General features: G+C 44.4%; 20 protein-coding genes. 3 read left to right on the top strand and 17 right to left on the bottom strand.

All coding sequences use genetic code 11. The features are described from left to right. From BLQ59_RS14785 to BLQ59_RS14745, 9 genes are all read right to left on the bottom strand, one after another. Positions 1 to 262, bottom strand: a 262-nt coding sequence (locus tag BLQ59_RS14785; RefSeq protein WP_176756831.1) for a transposase, incomplete at its 3' end; no start/stop codon positions are given. Between the two features lie 320 nt (positions 263 to 582). Further along, positions 583 to 795 (bottom strand): hypothetical protein, encoded by a 213-nt coding sequence (locus BLQ59_RS14780; protein ID WP_074573590.1) that lies wholly within the window; start codon positions 793 to 795, stop codon positions 583 to 585. Positions 796 to 962: 167 nt separating this feature from the next. After that, entirely contained in the window at positions 963 to 1,697 is a 735-nt protein-coding gene (locus BLQ59_RS14775) for a hypothetical protein (protein WP_074573589.1), read from the bottom strand. An 18-nt stretch (positions 1,698 to 1,715) separates the two neighbouring features. Continuing rightward, positions 1,716 to 2,177 (bottom strand): hypothetical protein, encoded by a 462-nt coding sequence (locus BLQ59_RS14770; protein ID WP_074573588.1) that lies wholly within the window; start codon positions 2,175 to 2,177, stop codon positions 1,716 to 1,718. Between the two features lie 27 nt (positions 2,178 to 2,204). After that, entirely contained in the window at positions 2,205 to 2,666 is a 462-nt protein-coding gene (locus BLQ59_RS14765; RefSeq protein ID WP_074573587.1) for an Imm30 family immunity protein, read from the bottom strand. A gap of 255 nt (positions 2,667 to 2,921) precedes the next feature. After that, on the bottom strand, positions 2,922 to 3,533 hold the full coding sequence (locus BLQ59_RS14760) for a hypothetical protein (protein ID WP_074573586.1): 612 nt from the start codon (positions 3,531 to 3,533) through the stop codon (positions 2,922 to 2,924). A gap of 10 nt (positions 3,534 to 3,543) precedes the next feature. Then, entirely contained in the window at positions 3,544 to 3,888 is a 345-nt protein-coding gene (locus tag BLQ59_RS14755) for a hypothetical protein (protein ID WP_072305505.1), read from the bottom strand. Position 3,889: 1 nt separating this feature from the next. Continuing rightward, the gene (locus BLQ59_RS14750) at positions 3,890 to 4,312 is read right to left on the bottom strand and encodes a hypothetical protein (RefSeq protein WP_074573585.1); all 423 of its coding nucleotides are present in this window, start codon (positions 4,310 to 4,312) and stop codon (positions 3,890 to 3,892) included. 260 nt (positions 4,313 to 4,572) lie between these two features. Next, positions 4,573 to 4,911, bottom strand: coding sequence for a hypothetical protein (locus BLQ59_RS14745; protein WP_074573584.1), 339 nt, complete (start codon positions 4,909 to 4,911; stop codon positions 4,573 to 4,575). A gap of 14 nt (positions 4,912 to 4,925) precedes the next feature. Here BLQ59_RS14745 and BLQ59_RS14740 point away from each other — a divergent pair, with 14 nt between their 5' ends. Continuing rightward, positions 4,926 to 5,606, top strand: coding sequence for an IS3 family transposase (locus tag BLQ59_RS14740; RefSeq protein ID WP_074573583.1), 681 nt, complete (start codon positions 4,926 to 4,928; stop codon positions 5,604 to 5,606). Between the two features lie 63 nt (positions 5,607 to 5,669). Here the strand turns inward: BLQ59_RS14740 and BLQ59_RS14735 are convergent, their stop codons facing one another. The 6 genes from BLQ59_RS14735 to BLQ59_RS14715 form a co-directional block, all read right to left on the bottom strand. Beyond that, the gene (locus tag BLQ59_RS14735; protein WP_176756830.1) at positions 5,670 to 6,218 is read right to left on the bottom strand and encodes a DUF2284 domain-containing protein; all 549 of its coding nucleotides are present in this window, start codon (positions 6,216 to 6,218) and stop codon (positions 5,670 to 5,672) included. A 387-nt stretch (positions 6,219 to 6,605) separates the two neighbouring features. Beyond that, positions 6,606 to 6,824 carry a hypothetical protein gene (locus BLQ59_RS15835; protein WP_143005383.1) on the bottom strand — a complete coding sequence of 73 codons (219 nt, stop codon included), beginning with the start codon at positions 6,822 to 6,824 and terminating at the stop codon, positions 6,606 to 6,608. Positions 6,825 to 7,001: 177 nt separating this feature from the next. Continuing rightward, positions 7,002 to 9,173, bottom strand: a complete 2,172-nt coding sequence (locus BLQ59_RS14730; protein ID WP_074573581.1) for an ATP-dependent helicase — start codon at positions 9,171 to 9,173, stop codon at positions 7,002 to 7,004. A 19-nt stretch (positions 9,174 to 9,192) separates the two neighbouring features. After that, the gene (locus tag BLQ59_RS14725; RefSeq protein WP_074573580.1) at positions 9,193 to 9,846 is read right to left on the bottom strand and encodes a YczE/YyaS/YitT family protein; all 654 of its coding nucleotides are present in this window, start codon (positions 9,844 to 9,846) and stop codon (positions 9,193 to 9,195) included. A 138-nt stretch (positions 9,847 to 9,984) separates the two neighbouring features. Then, the gene (locus tag BLQ59_RS14720) at positions 9,985 to 10,830 is read right to left on the bottom strand and encodes an MBL fold metallo-hydrolase (RefSeq protein WP_256324699.1); all 846 of its coding nucleotides are present in this window, start codon (positions 10,828 to 10,830) and stop codon (positions 9,985 to 9,987) included. Positions 10,831 to 11,000: 170 nt separating this feature from the next. Continuing rightward, a complete protein-coding gene (locus BLQ59_RS14715) occupies positions 11,001 to 11,786 on the bottom strand; it encodes an EFR1 family ferrodoxin (protein WP_143005382.1) in 786 nt (261 codons plus the stop codon). A gap of 225 nt (positions 11,787 to 12,011) precedes the next feature. On the opposite strand from BLQ59_RS14715, the gene BLQ59_RS14710 reads away from it, so the two are divergent. After that, positions 12,012 to 12,755, top strand: a complete 744-nt coding sequence (locus tag BLQ59_RS14710) for an SDR family NAD(P)-dependent oxidoreductase (protein WP_074573577.1) — start codon at positions 12,012 to 12,014, stop codon at positions 12,753 to 12,755. 260 nt (positions 12,756 to 13,015) lie between these two features. Here the strand turns inward: BLQ59_RS14710 and BLQ59_RS14705 are convergent, their stop codons facing one another. Then, positions 13,016 to 13,402 (bottom strand): hypothetical protein, encoded by a 387-nt coding sequence (locus BLQ59_RS14705; RefSeq protein ID WP_074573576.1) that lies wholly within the window; start codon positions 13,400 to 13,402, stop codon positions 13,016 to 13,018. Positions 13,403 to 13,493: 91 nt separating this feature from the next. Next, positions 13,494 to 14,396, bottom strand: coding sequence for a LysR family transcriptional regulator (locus tag BLQ59_RS14700; protein WP_074573575.1), 903 nt, complete (start codon positions 14,394 to 14,396; stop codon positions 13,494 to 13,496). A 153-nt stretch (positions 14,397 to 14,549) separates the two neighbouring features. On the opposite strand from BLQ59_RS14700, the gene BLQ59_RS14695 reads away from it, so the two are divergent. Then, positions 14,550 to 15,674, top strand: coding sequence for a 5-methyltetrahydropteroyltriglutamate--homocysteine S-methyltransferase (locus BLQ59_RS14695; RefSeq protein WP_074573574.1), 1,125 nt, complete (start codon positions 14,550 to 14,552; stop codon positions 15,672 to 15,674). Positions 15,675 to 15,793: the final 119 nt, after the last annotated feature.

The following is a 15,793-nucleotide window of genomic DNA, read 5'->3' as shown; positions in this document are numbered from 1 at the left end:
TGCCATAGCTGCTATTGAGGCTCTTGGTTTTATACCCGTTGCGGGCATTCTCACTGTCGGAACGCTCAGATTTGCTATAGCCCAGATGCTCATCCATTTCCGTTTCCATCATTTCCTTGATGGTGCCGCCGAGCAAATCCTTTAGGGCATCTTGGATATCTGTGGCGCTCTCGATGTTGTACTCTTGGAACAGCTGCTGGATGATGGCACGCTTGCCATCGGTCATTTCTACCTTGTGAATCTCTTTTTTCTTTCTTGCCATAACAAAAGGCCTCCTATGATTTGATTATAGTTTATCATAGAAGACCTTTTGATTTCGAGGGAAAGTTAATTTACAGAGATTTTTTCATACTCTCACCTAAAGCCGTGAAAAATAAAGATATTTTGAGTATGCGTTAGAAATCTTTCATTTTAGGTATCTAAGCGCACGGGGGAAGGTCAGGTACATACGGTACTTCAATCCCTGCACTGCGCAATTCATCAATATATAATCCATAAGTCACTCCTGTAAAATCGTCCATCAGTTTCATGGGGCACATCAAAAATCTCCGAGAGAGCATTCTCCCGGAGATTTTTGCCTGTTTATTGGAAGCGTTCCTTCAGCACAGCAAGCACTTCGCCCGGCTGCAAGTTCTTTTCGGTGATAAAAGCAATAACTTCTTCCATCTGACTCTTAGCTGCCGCTGTCTGCAAATCACTAAGCTGCTTCTTCAGGTTCATAAGCTGTTCTGACTTCACTGCAATTTTCTTTTCGATTGCCTCAATCTTCTTCCCATAATCTGACTGTCTTGCCATATAAACTGCCTCCTAAATATAAGTTAATCTGTTCAGAATTTGATTACCACTAAACCTCAAATTCCTTTATACTATTATTCTGCCTATCTTACGCATAATCCTGCATGGTATCTAATTTTTTCAGATACATAATCCCTTGTAATCCCCCATCAGAATTACCCCATGTTTTACTTCAATACAACCGAGGCAAGAGATTTTTCCACTATCTTTGCCTTTTTCTTATCATCTATCGGATAGATATAATCTACAGACCAGTAATCCTTATCCGTCCATAGCGAAAAGCCAATCATACGGGCTGGTATGCCGTGCATATTGAACTCAAATTCCGTATAGCAACCTTCACGGCCATTTATTGTCTTTTTCTCTATTTTCTTGATTTCTGACTTATTCTCGTAACTTGCCTCGATATTCTTTTTACAGGTCTGGAAATCCAAATTCATATTCCTGTCTGGCGAATTGTCCTCTTTCCACCAATATAGGCTTATACATACGAACCAATATATCCAAGGACAATAAATTAAGCCTATTGGCATAAATATAATGAATATAGTAAAAATCCATTGCCTAAATTTCAATACTTCCGCTCTTTTTACCAGAGTTGCCAGCATCAAAGTATATGCAGGTATTTCTGCCAGCACCATCAATGATACATAGGATATGCTATCAATTTCCCCATCATCATTCATGTTCATCCAATTATTCTCTAAGGCAGTAAAAATAAACGCAGCAAGCATAAGCCATTTCCAGCGACAAAGGTAAGGCTTTTTATACAACGGTTCTGACAGCTTATACCAGCCCCGGCCTCTTTTATTGCCAGCGTAAAGCAGGACAAACATTCCAATGAATAAGATAAGTTTCCCCAACATGAGCAGTGCTGCGCCAGTACCATCTTTTTCCAGCAATCCTATACCTCCGATCTTTTATTTATAATCCTGCTGATATACCAACTGCAAAGGCCCATCACAGAAGCCTACGCCAACTCCCTGTAGCTTTCTTAGTTTATCGGCATATTTACCGGTCTGACAATACTCTTTTACAATCCCGGCTACTAAGGCCTGTGTTTTTTCCAATTCCTCTGACTCATTTACCTTATCCCATTCATCATCGTCCCAATCATCGCTATCCGGATATTCATCCCATAGGAGCCTGTCATTTTCAGTCCCAAAATCATATACAATTTCACAGCCCCAATCTTCATCTTCTGGATCAAAGCACTCACATCCCGAAAGATCGCATCCGCCGCCATCTTCGTCTAAATTAACACATAAGGATACAACTTCTTCAGGAAAATCTCCTACCAGATGTCTGTCCAGCCATTCAGTCATATCTTCTCTCAAATTCTTCTTTGATGCTTTCGTATAACCACATTCTATCTTACTCATTGTTCATCACTCCATATCTTATTCATATTATTCTGCATTTGCTTCTCTAAGTATCCAGTTAATACGATCGCCAAACATCTTACCATCCTCTGCCCGTATTTCTTTTAATATGCCCACAATATAGCATCTCTGTTCATCCGATAGCCGTCCTAATGCCTGGGGATATTTCTTTAATTCATCTTCAACATTCATAATCCCATATAGCAGAATATTACTCCAGTCACGTCCCTCCTTCATATTGCATATGCCTAACGAAATCAGGTAAGAATAATCATCGCCCTCTGCCAGATGCTCCACTGCATGTATCAAACCATACATTACTTCATCAAAATATACATCATCATAAAATACAGAACATAGCTTAATTGCATATTCCGGTTTTGGATCTTCAAATATTTCTGCTATTGTATTATCAAACAGAGGCACCTGCTCTTCTTTATCCAGTTTTCTGATGCTATATAAAATGCCTACTTTTTCATCGATATCCATATAATCACGCTCTATTCCACCATCCAAATCGGCTCTGAATCAATCATCTAACTATAAACAGCTATTATCCTGTTGTTTCCGATAATCACAAAAATATCAACATATTACCTCATCTGATACTTTATCCTTGAGATAATCTATATCCTGCAACTTTTGTCTATTGCTTCACATTATCTTTTCACCTTTATACTTCATATATGATATATTTCCTGAGTAAACTCATTTCCGTTATATCATCTCGTTTATATATTTGTCTTACCCCAAAGAAATAGATGCTATTGATTTTTCTACCAGCTTATGCATAGCCTTGTCATCGCTTCTATAAGCATATATAATCGTCCATGATTCTCTACCTGAATGAATCCCCACACATTCAATCGTACGAGCTCCATTATCCTCTGCTTGAATTTCAGCATACGTCATTTCTTTTCCATTAATCGTCCTTTTTTCAATTTTTTTCAATTCCGGATGCATTTTTTCGCACCCACCAAAATCAGCTGTAAACGTTTTGAGATTGAAGGTTACTTCTTTTTTTGAATCAGCCAGTCTACAATGATCCACACTCACAAATATACTATCATTTTTATATCTATGCCATTCAGCATTTTGGACAATATCATCTGATTCAAATTCTCCATTATCATTCAAAGCAAAAGGAAGATCCAACTGTAAAATCTTACCATCATTCTGTTCGAGCTTTATAGTCTTCCATTTGCTACCACTATCCTCAAAAAATGGCGAATCTCCTTTGATTGCATCCCGAAGCATTATAGCTCCCAATCGAACCTCTGGGCCGCAGCCACTCGTAAACAGAGCTGCCAACATCAACATAATTACTAATACTTTTGAACATATTTTCTTTTTCATAATTTCTCCCTTAACCAATTTGTAATAAATTTTTCACTTCTTCATCTATCATTTTTCCTTTGTGATGTTCCTCATGTGTATCATTCCGTTTATAATAAAAGAACAATACCATCATATCTTCTTGGGGTATGCTAATGAGCATCTTCACATTTCCCTGTCCCCAATATTGCGGTAGAATCTGCCCTTCCATGGACTGATACAAACTGACCATATCATCCTCACACATTTTTATCAGACTGTCCGGTTTGATTTTCTCTCTGTCCCCTAAGTAAATTCTTTCATCTGTCCTGATATTTACTATCACGCCATATGGTATTTCTTCTCTGGTCATCAACTCTTCAATTTTTTCAGTCATTCTAATCCTCCCATGCAAAGTAATCATGCTCATCATCTCCCAAGGTACTCTTACCAGAGATGAATTTTATTGGTATCAGTGTTGCCCAATCTATTAACAGGAACCGTTTCCGGTTGGCGTACAATGCTGCAATGAGAGCTATCCCAAAGGCAGTGCCTCCAATCAATGCCGTGCTTTTTAGAGTCAGGTACATACTCAACAAGATGCCCGGAAGCAGCTTCAAGCAAAACTGTATACTTTTGCTCCGGCAAGCAATATAAAAGCTTATCAATCCATATATAGCGCTACCAATTAGCACCAGCATTGAATCCAGCCGCAAAGTTGCGTATGTTACCAGCCAATTCACCCATAGAAAATAACTGTACCAGCCTTCGTCAACTTTCTTCTTCTCTTCCTTCACCTCATGTAATTCTGTCGCTTCCACAAATCTGCCTCCCTTTCTGTTTCACCAACATCTTGGCCTTGCTGGCATCCAGTGTGCCATTTTCAAATTTTCACTTAAATACTGATAAATTCTATCACCCGTTTATTATATTCTGTTTAGTTTTTCCTTAGCAATTTATTAAATTTATTAGATTTATTATATATTCAACGATTTTTATTATAAGCATAAGAAAAACTCCGAAGGTTTGCTTCCCTCGGAGTGATTCCCTTATGTACTTTTGAAAATCTTATTGCCTTGTTCTATGCCCAGTAACCCCGTCTTACTTCTTTTATCCATCCCGGCAGCTCTGCTGCAAAGTCGATCCAATGGTCAAAGAACATATCGCCGTGCTTTTCTTCGGCACCTTCATAATCAAGGCTTTCCTGCAATTCGTCAAGCCGAGGGATGTTTTCCGGCACAGTTTCATCGTATTCATTGACACTTGCCTGCAGCGTCTCGGCATCTGCCCCCCATTTCTTGGCGAACCTTTCGACCTCTTCCAGATATTTGCCTTTTTTCCATTCCGTATAGGCTCCATCGGCATCTCCACCAGCGGACACCTTGCCATCCTTAATATCACGAAAAATCCAACAAAACATATGGTTCCACCCGAATTGTACGTGAGGTTCGAAAAAAGGGAATAAAAGCCAACCATAAGCGTATAGAACGAATCATGAAGGAAAATGGTATTAAAGGTAAGGCTCGCCGTAAATATAAGGCAACGACGTATTCTGACCACGATATGCCGGTAGCAGCGAACGTACTTAACCGTAATTTCACGGCAGAGCGTCCGGGGCAAAAAATGGTCAGCGATATAACCTATATCCCTACGGATGAAGGCTGGCTCTATCTGGCAGGTGTCATGGATTTGTGCGGCCGCAAGATGGTTGGCGTGGCAATGGATAGCCGTATGACCAAAAAATTGGTAATGGATGCCTTACAGGATGCCATAAACCATACCACTGATGTAAACGGCTGTATCTTACATTCTGACCGTGGCAGCCAATACTGTTCAAAAGCCTATGTCGAAATGGCAGGCAAAACCGGTTTTACAATGAGCATGAGCCGCAAAGGCAACTGCTGGGATAATGCACCTATGGAAAGCTTCTGGGGTACATTGAAGCAAGAATGGCTAAACGAAAAGCATTTTCGCCCCCGTGCCGAAGCTAAGGCTGCAGTTTTCGAATATATCTGGATTTTTTATAACCGCCAGCGTATACATTCCACCAATGATTATGAAACGCCGGAAGAATATTACGCAGCCAGGGAAAATCTCGAAAAAGCTGCAGCATAAGTTCGTCTAATATCCGTAAAAGCATGAAAAACAAAGCTATTTTAAGAATGAGTTAGAAATCTTTCATTTTAGGTGTCTAATCGCCGGGGGAAAGGCCACTTCCCTCGTCAGGATGCCATGAATCAAGGTGAAGTAATCCGGCAGCCTGTCCTTGCACCACATGATTTCTATGCCCAGCATATCCTTCGTGATGGCACTCAGATCAAAGCCGAATGCGTCCATTGAGTACCGCATCTTATCTACCTGCCTGCATGTTTTTCCCGTTTTACGGGTACACTCCCCACACAGGCTGCATCCACCAGAGGACAGCGACACGCTTCCGGGCAGCTGCGATTCCAGCTTCCGCATTTCTTCTTCCAACATGAGCTTAACTTCAGACACTATCGTCCAGCCAACTGTCTTGATTTTCTCCGGCGTATCGGCTTTCTCAATAACTTTGTGGTCTAGGATTATCTTGGCCCCAACCACATTTACCCATGCATATTTGCTTAAGTAAGCATCTGCATCTATCTGTAAGGGCGGACAACTCCATACGTTATTGTATTTTGGGCATTCACGACAATAGGCCAGATATTTTTCCCGATCTTGGTATTTCTGTTGGAATAATTCCATCGGCATACTATTTTTTCTGTACTCGACTGCGTAGTCCATATCATCACCCACTTTACTCTAGTCTGGCAAAGTCGCCATCTTCCAGCATCTGCCACTCTTTGTAGTAGCCATTTATTACCATGTCGTAGAATTTCCACGGTTTATTATTCATACAATACACTCCTCACATGATTTATCCATTTAATTTTTCAAACCGTTATTTTCCTTTATCCCACACTGGTATTCCTCTTACAAATTCCAACCACAAAAAAGAGCCCGCCACTCAGGAATGGCCGGCTCCAAGTTACGCGGCTGGTTTCCCAGCTGCTATTATTTTATCACATTTTTATTAAATTTTATACCATTAGTCACATAGCATACACGATATGCGTGCAATATCTCTTTTTCTTATATGCGAAATTCGCGGCGTATGGTAAATTCAGTGATGCGGTTGTCCGTCCATGTACGTTCCGGCATATTACGCCGTTCTCTTTGCAAACGACGCAGGATTGCTACCCGCCGTGGCGGATCTGGGTAATCCTTGGACACCGTAAACATCGATGCATTCGTCAGTTCCACAGCCAGCATCCTCGCTGGCAGAACACTCACCTGACGGCAAGAGTCCATCAGTGGCCCCCAAACAAAAGCGGTCAAGAGCAACACAACTGTCAAAATTCGTTTCATCAAAGTACGATAAGGCAAGATGCCTTTCCGATTTCATTCACCTCCAAACGATTAATGAAGGCAATTCTATCAGAAATCATCACTTTATTCTGTGACATACATCACACATCTCCGCCAAAACTACGCCTTTTCCAGCTTCGCCTTAAACGAAATTTCCCTTGGCGTTTCAATTTCCTCAAACTTTATGACATAAGCACCCTTATCCGTATTGATATCTAAGATTTCGCCTTCCCCCATGATACGGTGAAGCACCTTGTCGCCCCGGGCAAAAGCAGCCTTCTTCTCGACACTACCCTGTGTCATGCGCCTTTCCATGCCTCGAATATAGTTCCATGCATCTTTTCGCACGCTTTCTGCGACTGGTTTTGCATATTCGAGCAACTTATCATCAATCTCCAGCAGGAATCTGGAGGGGTACCTCAAGGACGCATCAAAGTTCAGGCCGGAAGCTGCGGACAGATAAAGCCTTTTCTGTGCCCGTGTCACAGCCACAAAGGCCAGCCGCCTTTCTTCCTCCATGGCCTGCTCTGTTCTGGTTTTTCGGGACGGGAAGATGCCTTCATTCAAGCCGCAAAGGAACACATAGGGAAACTCTAAGCCTTTGGCCGCATGCACGGTCATCAGCTTGATCTTATCCCCCTGCTCAGCCGTATCACTGTTGGTCAAAAGCGCCACTCTGGACAGATAATGTTCCAGCATGGCTTCTTCCCCGCAGGAGGTTTCATACTCATAGATGGCCTGTTTCAGTTCCGCCAGATTATCCAGACGCTCCTGGCTGCCTTCGGTGCGCAGCATTTCCTCATAGCCACTGGCATCTAATATTGCCGACAGCACCTCCGATACCGGCCGCCCGCCATATGTGGCCGAAAATTCCTCTACCAGCTCCACAAATTGATTTGCCTTGGTCCCCTTGATCAGTTCATGATCCAGGTTTGTTTTTAAGGCAGCGTAAAGGCTGCACTTATTCTGCTCGGCATATTCCTGCAAAAAGGCCATCCGCCGCTCGCCAATATTGCGCTTGGGAACATTGGCTATCCGCTGGAAGGACAGGTCATCCCGATAAGCAATCATGCGCAGATAAGACAGGGCATCCTTGATTTCCTTCCGGTCAAAGAAATGTATGCCGCTGTAGAGCGTATACGGTAGTTCTTCCTTCATGAACACTTCTTCAAGGGAACGCGTCAAATAATGCGCCCGATACAAAACCGCCATATCCCTGTAGGGAACATCCTTCTCGTGAAGCTTTTCCACCTCCTGCGCAATCCATTGGGCTTCTTTTTCCGGCGAGTCATTGCTAGAACACAAGACGGATTCGCCGCTTGGCAGCGTTGGTATCAGTTTTTTCTCGATCCGGTAACGGTTATGGGCAATCAGGTCATTGGCTGCTGCCAGGATTTCCGGTGTGGAACGATAGTTTTCCATCATATAGATGGTCTTGCAGGGCTTGAACTCCTGGTCAAAGTTCTGCAGATAGCGGATATTTGCCCCGCGCCAGGTATAGATAGTCTGGTCTGGATCGCCTACCACAAAAAGATTCTTATGATAGCCGCACAAGATCTTCATCAAACGGTACTGAAGTTCATCGATATCCTGGAACTCATCGATCATGATGTACTCCAGCCGCTGCTGCCATTTCAGCCGCAATTCTTCCTTCTGCTCGAAGATATACAGCGTAAACTTGATGAGGTCATTGTAATCGAGGCCAAAGCACTTCTTCTCCTGATACAGATATCCATAGAAGATGATGTCCTTCGGCTCCACCGCGCGTTCGTACTTTTCCTTGATGGCCTCCTGCGACATGGCAATCATGTCCTGATAATACTCCGGCTCGGTGAAAATCTTCCGCACTTCAATCATATCCCGCGCCTTGGCAAAGGTCATATCCCGCAGAGAAAGTTTTCTCTCCTCGTAGATAATCTTCAGCATGGCATCGATATCGCTGTTGTCCAATACGAGAAAGCTCTTGGGATACTGTACAGCATAGCTGTCTTCCTGCAGTACGGACACGCAAAATCCATGGAATGTGTTGATATAACCGGTGTCATTATCTCCCGTAAGCAGATGAATCCGTTTCCGCATCTCCGTGGCCGATTTATTGGTAAAGGTCACGCAGAGGATATTCCCCGGCATAATGCCGATTTCGTTTACCAGATAAGCAAAGCGATGGCTCAATGCCCTCGTCTTGCCGGAACCAGCTCCGGCCAGCACCCGCACATAGCCTTCTGTCTCTGTAACAGCTTCCAACTGCGCCTTATTCAGCCCCTCTAGAAGCTCAAACTCATTCTCTTCCATGTCCATCTCCTTGATACGATTACAGGTGCGGATGAAATACCAGAACCCCCGCCTCATTAACTTTCCCAAGATGTCTGAGGAAGAATCTGGCAATGGTTCCGGTTATCAGGGCAGATATCAGAGTGCCCTCACGAATTCCCTCGATCCCATCCAGATATATCCACGAGATTATAGCAGCCATAAGCACGAGACTTACATCATTGCCGGTCTTCACCTTTCCAAAATCAATATGGAAATGACGCGACACCGCATAGACAATCCCTTCTCCCGGAAGCATCAGTACATTCGCGATACCTTGCACCGCCACACCGAAGGCTATCAACGTAGTACCAATAAGCAGCGGCAGCAGTTGCAGCACATAGCTCGTAGGAACCACCCACGCCCATACATCCATGAAGAAATCAATAAACCACGAAAATATCAGCGTAACAGGAATCTGCAGGAACTGGATATTATCAAAGGCCCTGCGCAAAAGCAGATACTGCCCCAGAACCAGCAGCATATTTATCGCAAAGGTCATCTGCCCTAATGAAAACGGCGATGCCAAACTGATGACATAGGGCAAGCTCGATATCGGCGAAGTTCCCAACAGGCTCTTAACCACCAGTGCTATACCGGATGCCTGAACAATAACAGCCACAACGAACAATATATAACGGCTAACCATAGACATATAACAATAAACCTCCCATGGTTAGATAGTATAGGCATGAAATATTGAAAAGTCAAATATCTTACGCCATTTGTTATCTTATTCAATCCTGACAGATGCAATGGAGCGCTCCGCCAATTTCTTCTTCATATCCTTATCCTAATCCTGACATTGAACTTCAATCACAGAACCTGTGGCCATATTATTTATTCCAGAACAGTGACAGAGGTTAAAATTCTCTACTCCCAGACGTTCCAATTCCTGCATCGTTCTGTCTATACGTTCTTCGCCACCGACCAAATGGATTCCTCCCATGACACTATACACTGGCAGCTCCGTCCGTTCCATAACCGTAGCAACCATGTTCAGAATTCCAACATGCGAACAGCCAACCACCATGGCAAGGCCATCTCCTTCTGGCAGCAGCACGCAGATTTCATCATCAAACGGATCTGGCACCTTGCCTTCCCCTCGTACAAACTTCGCTGGTATGGTTTCAAAGTCGTAATGCTTATCAAATCCTGTTACCACATTCGCGTAGTCATCCAAGGGTAAAATACTCCGACATACTCTCTGCTCAATCCCCCAGGAATCCAAGTCTTTTTTCGTAAAGCCACAGCCCTTATACTGATACTCGTCATTTTCCTTATCATAAGAGTATTTTTCCTGCCAGAAATTCCTACCGGTATATACCGCTTCCAGCTGACAATACTTCAATAGTGCCGGAAATCCCCCAGCATGGTCATAATGTGAGTGACTGAGCACTACATTTTTTACCGCTGACAAATCTATTCCCATCTTTCTAGCATTTTCCCACGCCAAACCAGTATGACCGCAGTCAAACAGGAAGGTGCTGTCCGGCGTTTCTATAAACATGGACAATCCATGTTCACTTTCCAACTCTCTTTTCGTCCCAATCACATTATTATCCATCAGTACCGTAACTCTATACAACAACATATTCATTCCCCCTAAAATAGCATCGTCATAAATCGAACTGTACATATTACTGCTATTTTTCACATCTGTCAATAACAGATATTACAAATTGAGCATGAGCTGCAGCCCAACTGCAATAAAGGGCTACTGCAAAACAGTTACGTGCAATAGCCCTTTGTCTTATATGCGAAATTCACGGCGTATGGTAAATTCGGTGATGCGATTGTTCGTCCAGTTTACCCCTTACGCAGTAACTCAGCCGACTTTACTGCCTTATGCCGGTACCGCTTGCGTCCCTTGGTAATCTCACCGTAATCGATTGCCTTGACTGGGCATATATGCAGGCACCCCAAACATTCCACACAATGATGTTGCCAAACCGGCTGTCCCTCCGGCCGCTTGATGTTTTCCCGGGGACAGATTCGCTCACACAGGCCGCAGGCGGTACATTTATCCTTATCGCACAGGAATCTTTCATCTATTCCCTGCTGCTCTGCCAGCCATTTATCATGGTATCTGCCACAAAAGTTCTTCAGCAGCTGCCACGTCGTATGAGCTTCCCGGTTATTTATGGCCGTTGCAATACGCTGCAGTTTCCCTTTTGCCAGCCATGCCCGGATGCGTATTCGCCAATCTGCAGCAATATCCCGATAAGGAATATAATTGGATACCAGCCTCACATACCAGGACGCATGCAGGCTACGGTTCTTTTCCTTGAGTATCTTTTCCGCATCCATAAACGGTCTGCCCCAATAGGGAACCCCGCAGGTAGCTATGGCAAAGATATAAGGCGATTCCAGGATCGTAAGCTTCTGCAAGAACTCCTCCACCTGCATCGGCAGGCCAAAATAATGCATTGGAAACACAAAGCCTACGCATTCAGCGTTAACCACCAGCCTATCTTCCCTAAGCGCCTCCGTGATGGATTGAAGTTCCGCCCCAGGTATGGTCTTTTGCAACTCTCTGGCCACATATAAAGAGTTTCCTGTTGTTGAATAATAGTAAATTACCGTGCTAATCACCAGCCTTACCCCCTGACCTATGCGAAAAGCCACCCCGCAAGGTGGCCTGTTTGCTACGATAATTATAGGCCATTGGCTGTCCACTTGTCAAAAACCTGCTTTTATCCCTCCATACATAGGGGCATCCGAATGTTTTCCTTCAGCCAACAGATTTCTGGCAGGAATTCCCCTTCCAATGTTGAAATTAAGGGACAGTGAATAAATTTGAACAAGGAGGGTAATTTCATGAAGCTTCGAGATAAAGTTGTCCTCATAACAGGCGGTGGGACCGGCATTGGCCGGGCAGCGGCCGGATTGATGGCCACAGAAGGTGCTAAGGTAGTCATTATTGGTAGACATGAAGAATCCCTGCGTGAAAGTGCAAAACAGCATGAAAATATCCGTTATATGGTAGCGGACGTGTTGAAATCGGCCGATATCTCCCGGGTACTGAAGGATATTGAACAGGATTTCGGCAAGCTCGATGTCGTGATCAATAATGCAGGGATGGCACTGGTGACCGCCATTGAAAAAATCAATCTGGCCGATTATGACAAGACCTTTGCCTTGAATGTCAGAGCGGTCATTGATATGGTAAGTCAGGCCATTCCCTATTTGAAAAAGACCAGAGGAAATATCATCAACATCACCTCCGGCCTCGTCACCAATCCCATGCCTCTGAACTGCGTCTATACCGCCAGCAAGGCCGCTGTTTTATCTCTGACGAAGACCTGGGCCAGAGAATTGTCTCCTTATGGCATACGAGTCAACGGTGTAGCAGCAGGAGCCACCAAAACAGCCCTTTACGATAATACGGGACTGACAGCAGAGGAAATCGCCGTATACGAATCTGCTGTGGAGGAACATATCCCTGCAGGACGGCATGCTGAACCGGAAGAAATCGCCGGTGTCATCGCCTTTATGGCCTCAGACGATGCCCAATACGTAACCGGAGCGCATTGGCATGTAGATGGCGGCTTTGGCATCTAAAGCACACACGAACAAAGAAACGGCCTTGGCAGCTTATCTCTAGCTGCCAAGGCTGTTTCTTCTTTGCGTTATTTATACGATTACAGGTGCGGATGAAATACTAGCCCCACGACTCATTGACTTTATCAAGGATGTTTTTTTACTCTTTCTGCTAACTATCCCCATGATTTCATGTTATGATTAGAAGCGTATGAAAAAAACGAGCTGACGAAAGGCGGTTACCAATGAAAAACTACCAACTCTACCTCTTTGATTATAATTTACTTCTGCATCAATAGGTTTAACATCTGAGTGTCAACCATCCCAGAGACCTGTTGTTCCTCCAAGTTATCCGGCAAGGATTGCTCCGTTCTGGTGCTGAGGATGGTGGGTGTTTCTTCCGGATGAGGCGAGTGCGTCTTAGTCTGGGAAACAATCTTGTTTTTTTCGTACACGGTAATCAACACAGAACCATCGGACATGACACGAGTCACTGTGGTGGTATCCTCACCCGGCTTTTCCCCAGTGTCAGTAATGGCTCCCCCGGTTTCCAACTGCCGGAGCATGCTACTGAACTTTTCTTTGGCTTGCAAGGTATTGTCTTTACTGTCAGCCGCCCTTCCTTTGTTAGACCAGGCAGTTATTCCCTGCAGCGGTTTGATTTCCATAGGATCACCTCCAACATAGATAGCTCTACTATCTATATCGTAAGAACGTAGAAATTTTTAAGGGAATAAGCCACAGCAATAAGTGCATTTATTAGGACTTGATAATTTCTTTCAAAATGTCAATATAGCTTTGTGTCAGCCGGGATGGACGTGTACTTTTAGGCAGGATGTAGCCGATTTCCATATAATCGTCCACAGCAAGTGGCCGGGCAATGATGTTAGAGCCATTAAGCTCTTCGCTGATAACACCGCTGCAGATGGTGTAACCATTGAGGCCAATCAGCATATTGAAAAGTGTTGCCCGATCACAAACGACGATTTCTTTGTCCACTGTTTCAGTGCTGAGGATTTCTTCAGAGAAGTAAAAGGAATTATGGGTGCCTTGTTCGTAGGAAAGACGCAGATATGGAGCCAGGTCGGACAGGGTGAGTTGTGCCTGACTGGCCAGAGGACTGTATTGGCTGATGAAAACATGTGGTTTAGCCGTAAATAGCGATTCGAAGGCTAGGTCATTTTCCTTTAGCGTCTTCAATATGATGGAGCGGTTAAAGGTGTTAAGGTAAAGCAAACCAGTCTCGCTGCGGCGATGGGCGACATCATCGATGATGTCATAGGTTTGCGTTTCACGCATATGGAATTCGTATTTAGGCCCATCAAAGCGACGAATCAGCTCGACAAAGGCTTCAACCGCAAAAGAATAATGCTGTGAGGAAACACAAAAATGCTGCTTGAGTGGCGACTGGCCGAGATACCGTTCGTGCATGAGGTCAGCCTGCTCCAAAACCTGCCGTGCATACCCTAGTAGTTCATCACCAGCTGCAGTAATCTCTATGCCTTTATTGGAGCGGGAAAAAATCGTGATGCCATATTCCTGTTCAAGAGACTGTATTGCAGCGGTAAGGCTGGGCTGCGCAATGAATAATTTTTTTGCCGCCTCAGTAATATTGCCGGTTTCCGCAATCGTTACGGCATAGAGAAGCTGTTTCAGTGTCATGGTATTCCTCCTGTGCATGGTGTCCTTGTGTGGTATTATACCATCTGCCATAGTTTTTTTCTATGAACAATGCCATATTTTATGTATTTTACAAAAAAACATGAAATCCTTATCATAAAAGAACAGATATAACACCTAGCAAACTACTGGAGGATGATAGATGTGCAGACGATTTATACACCATGCCGCTACGATATTGTAGGAAGTTTCCTGCGACCAGCCAAGCTAAAAGAGGCACGAGCCTTGTTTAAAGAGGGCAAAATCAATCAGGAAGAGCTTGATACCATAACGGATGATGCCGTACGCGATGTTGTAGCTAAGCAAAAAGCAGCAGGCTACCATGTAATAACGGACGGTGAATTCCGTCGGGCATATTGGCATCTGGATTTCATGTGGGGCTTTGAGGGCGTTACGCATAAAGCAGGTGGCAGTGTCGCATTTCATGGTGAGTCAGCAGAACTTGATGACACATGGCTCGTCGGCAAAATCAAGGCCAAAGCGCATCCTTTTGTCGAGTATTTCCGCTTCCTCAAACAGTTTGAAGATGCTGAAACGGTGGCCAAATACACGATTCCGGCTCCTGCGCAGATGTACCAGCAGTTTATTATTCCGCAGAATCTGGAAACGACGCGGCAAATATATGCCACGGATGATGAGCTTATCGCTGATATCGTTGCGGCTTATCGGGAGGTTATTGCGCAGTTTTATGCAGCAGGCTGCCGCAATCTTCAGTTTGATGACTGCACCTGGGGCGCAGTCGTTGGCGATGCGGCCCAGCAGCGCTATAAGGCATTAGGACTTGACCTTGAATCGGTCAAGCGTCAGCTTCTCACCGTTAACAATCTTGCATTAGCTGAAAAACCGGCAGATATGGTTATCAACTCCCATATCTGCCGCGGCAATTATCATTCGACCTTTTTTACCAGTGGGGCCTACGATTCAGTAGCTGATTACGTCTTTGCCCAGGAACATGTAGATGCACTGTATCTCGAGTATGACGATGAACGTTCGGGGGGCTTTGCCCCGCTGGCAAAAATCTCGCCGGATAAGAAAGTCGTGCTGGGGCTCATTACGACCAAGATGCCCGAGCTCGAAGATAAGGATGCCGTCATCGCCCGCATTCATGAGGCGGCGAAATATGTGCCACTGGAGCGGCTATATCTTAGCCCGCAATGTGGTTTTGCCTCCTGCGAGATTGGCAATAAACTAACCGAAGAAGAACAATGGGCCAAACTGGCACTCGTAAAAGAAATCGCCGAGCAGGTTTGGGGACACTGATATACATTGTGAGGGGCTGCCGTAGAGTCTATCCCGGATTTTGTGTAAACCTCCCAAGTGATGTAAAATAGAGACATTACTTGGGAGGTATTTTTATGAGCAGGAAAACACGCACCCCA

Source organism: Pseudoselenomonas ruminantium (assembly GCF_900104055.1).
In the GTDB taxonomy this organism is placed as follows: domain Bacteria; phylum Bacillota; class Negativicutes; order Selenomonadales; family Selenomonadaceae; genus Selenomonas_A; species Selenomonas_A ruminantium_C.
The sequence above is the reverse complement of the archived record's forward strand: the minus strand, read 5'-3'. Positions and strand labels throughout refer to the sequence as shown.

Coding starts and splice junctions, on each gene's coding strand:
- BLQ59_RS14730 (WP_074573581.1), bottom strand. CDS start 9,173: ATGGAAGAGAATGAGTTTGAGCTTCTAGAGGGGCTGAATAAGGCGCAG.
- BLQ59_RS14780 (WP_074573590.1), bottom strand. CDS start 795: ATGGCAAGACAGTCAGATTATGGGAAGAAGATTGAGGCAATCGAAAAG.
- BLQ59_RS14710 (WP_074573577.1), top strand. CDS start 12,012: ATGAAGCTTCGAGATAAAGTTGTCCTCATAACAGGCGGTGGGACCGGC.
- BLQ59_RS14745 (WP_074573584.1), bottom strand. CDS start 4,911: ATGTTTTGTTGGATTTTTCGTGATATTAAGGATGGCAAGGTGTCCGCT.
- BLQ59_RS14700 (WP_074573575.1), bottom strand. CDS start 14,396: ATGACACTGAAACAGCTTCTCTATGCCGTAACGATTGCGGAAACCGGC.
- BLQ59_RS14695 (WP_074573574.1), top strand. CDS start 14,550: ATGATAGATGTGCAGACGATTTATACACCATGCCGCTACGATATTGTA.
- BLQ59_RS14755 (WP_072305505.1), bottom strand. CDS start 3,888: ATGACTGAAAAAATTGAAGAGTTGATGACCAGAGAAGAAATACCATAT.
- BLQ59_RS15835 (WP_143005383.1), bottom strand. CDS start 6,824: ATGGACTCTTGCCGTCAGGTGAGTGTTCTGCCAGCGAGGATGCTGGCT.
- BLQ59_RS14760 (WP_074573586.1), bottom strand. CDS start 3,533: ATGAAAAAGAAAATATGTTCAAAAGTATTAGTAATTATGTTGATGTTG.
- BLQ59_RS14705 (WP_074573576.1), bottom strand. CDS start 13,402: ATGGAAATCAAACCGCTGCAGGGAATAACTGCCTGGTCTAACAAAGGA.
- BLQ59_RS14735 (WP_176756830.1), bottom strand. CDS start 6,218: ATGGAATTATTCCAACAGAAATACCAAGATCGGGAAAAATATCTGGCC.
- BLQ59_RS14725 (WP_074573580.1), bottom strand. CDS start 9,846: ATGTCTATGGTTAGCCGTTATATATTGTTCGTTGTGGCTGTTATTGTT.
- BLQ59_RS14765 (WP_074573587.1), bottom strand. CDS start 2,666: ATGGATATCGATGAAAAAGTAGGCATTTTATATAGCATCAGAAAACTG.
- BLQ59_RS14720 (WP_256324699.1), bottom strand. CDS start 10,830: ATGTACAGTTCGATTTATGACGATGCTATTTTAGGGGGAATGAATATG.
- BLQ59_RS14770 (WP_074573588.1), bottom strand. CDS start 2,177: ATGAGTAAGATAGAATGTGGTTATACGAAAGCATCAAAGAAGAATTTG.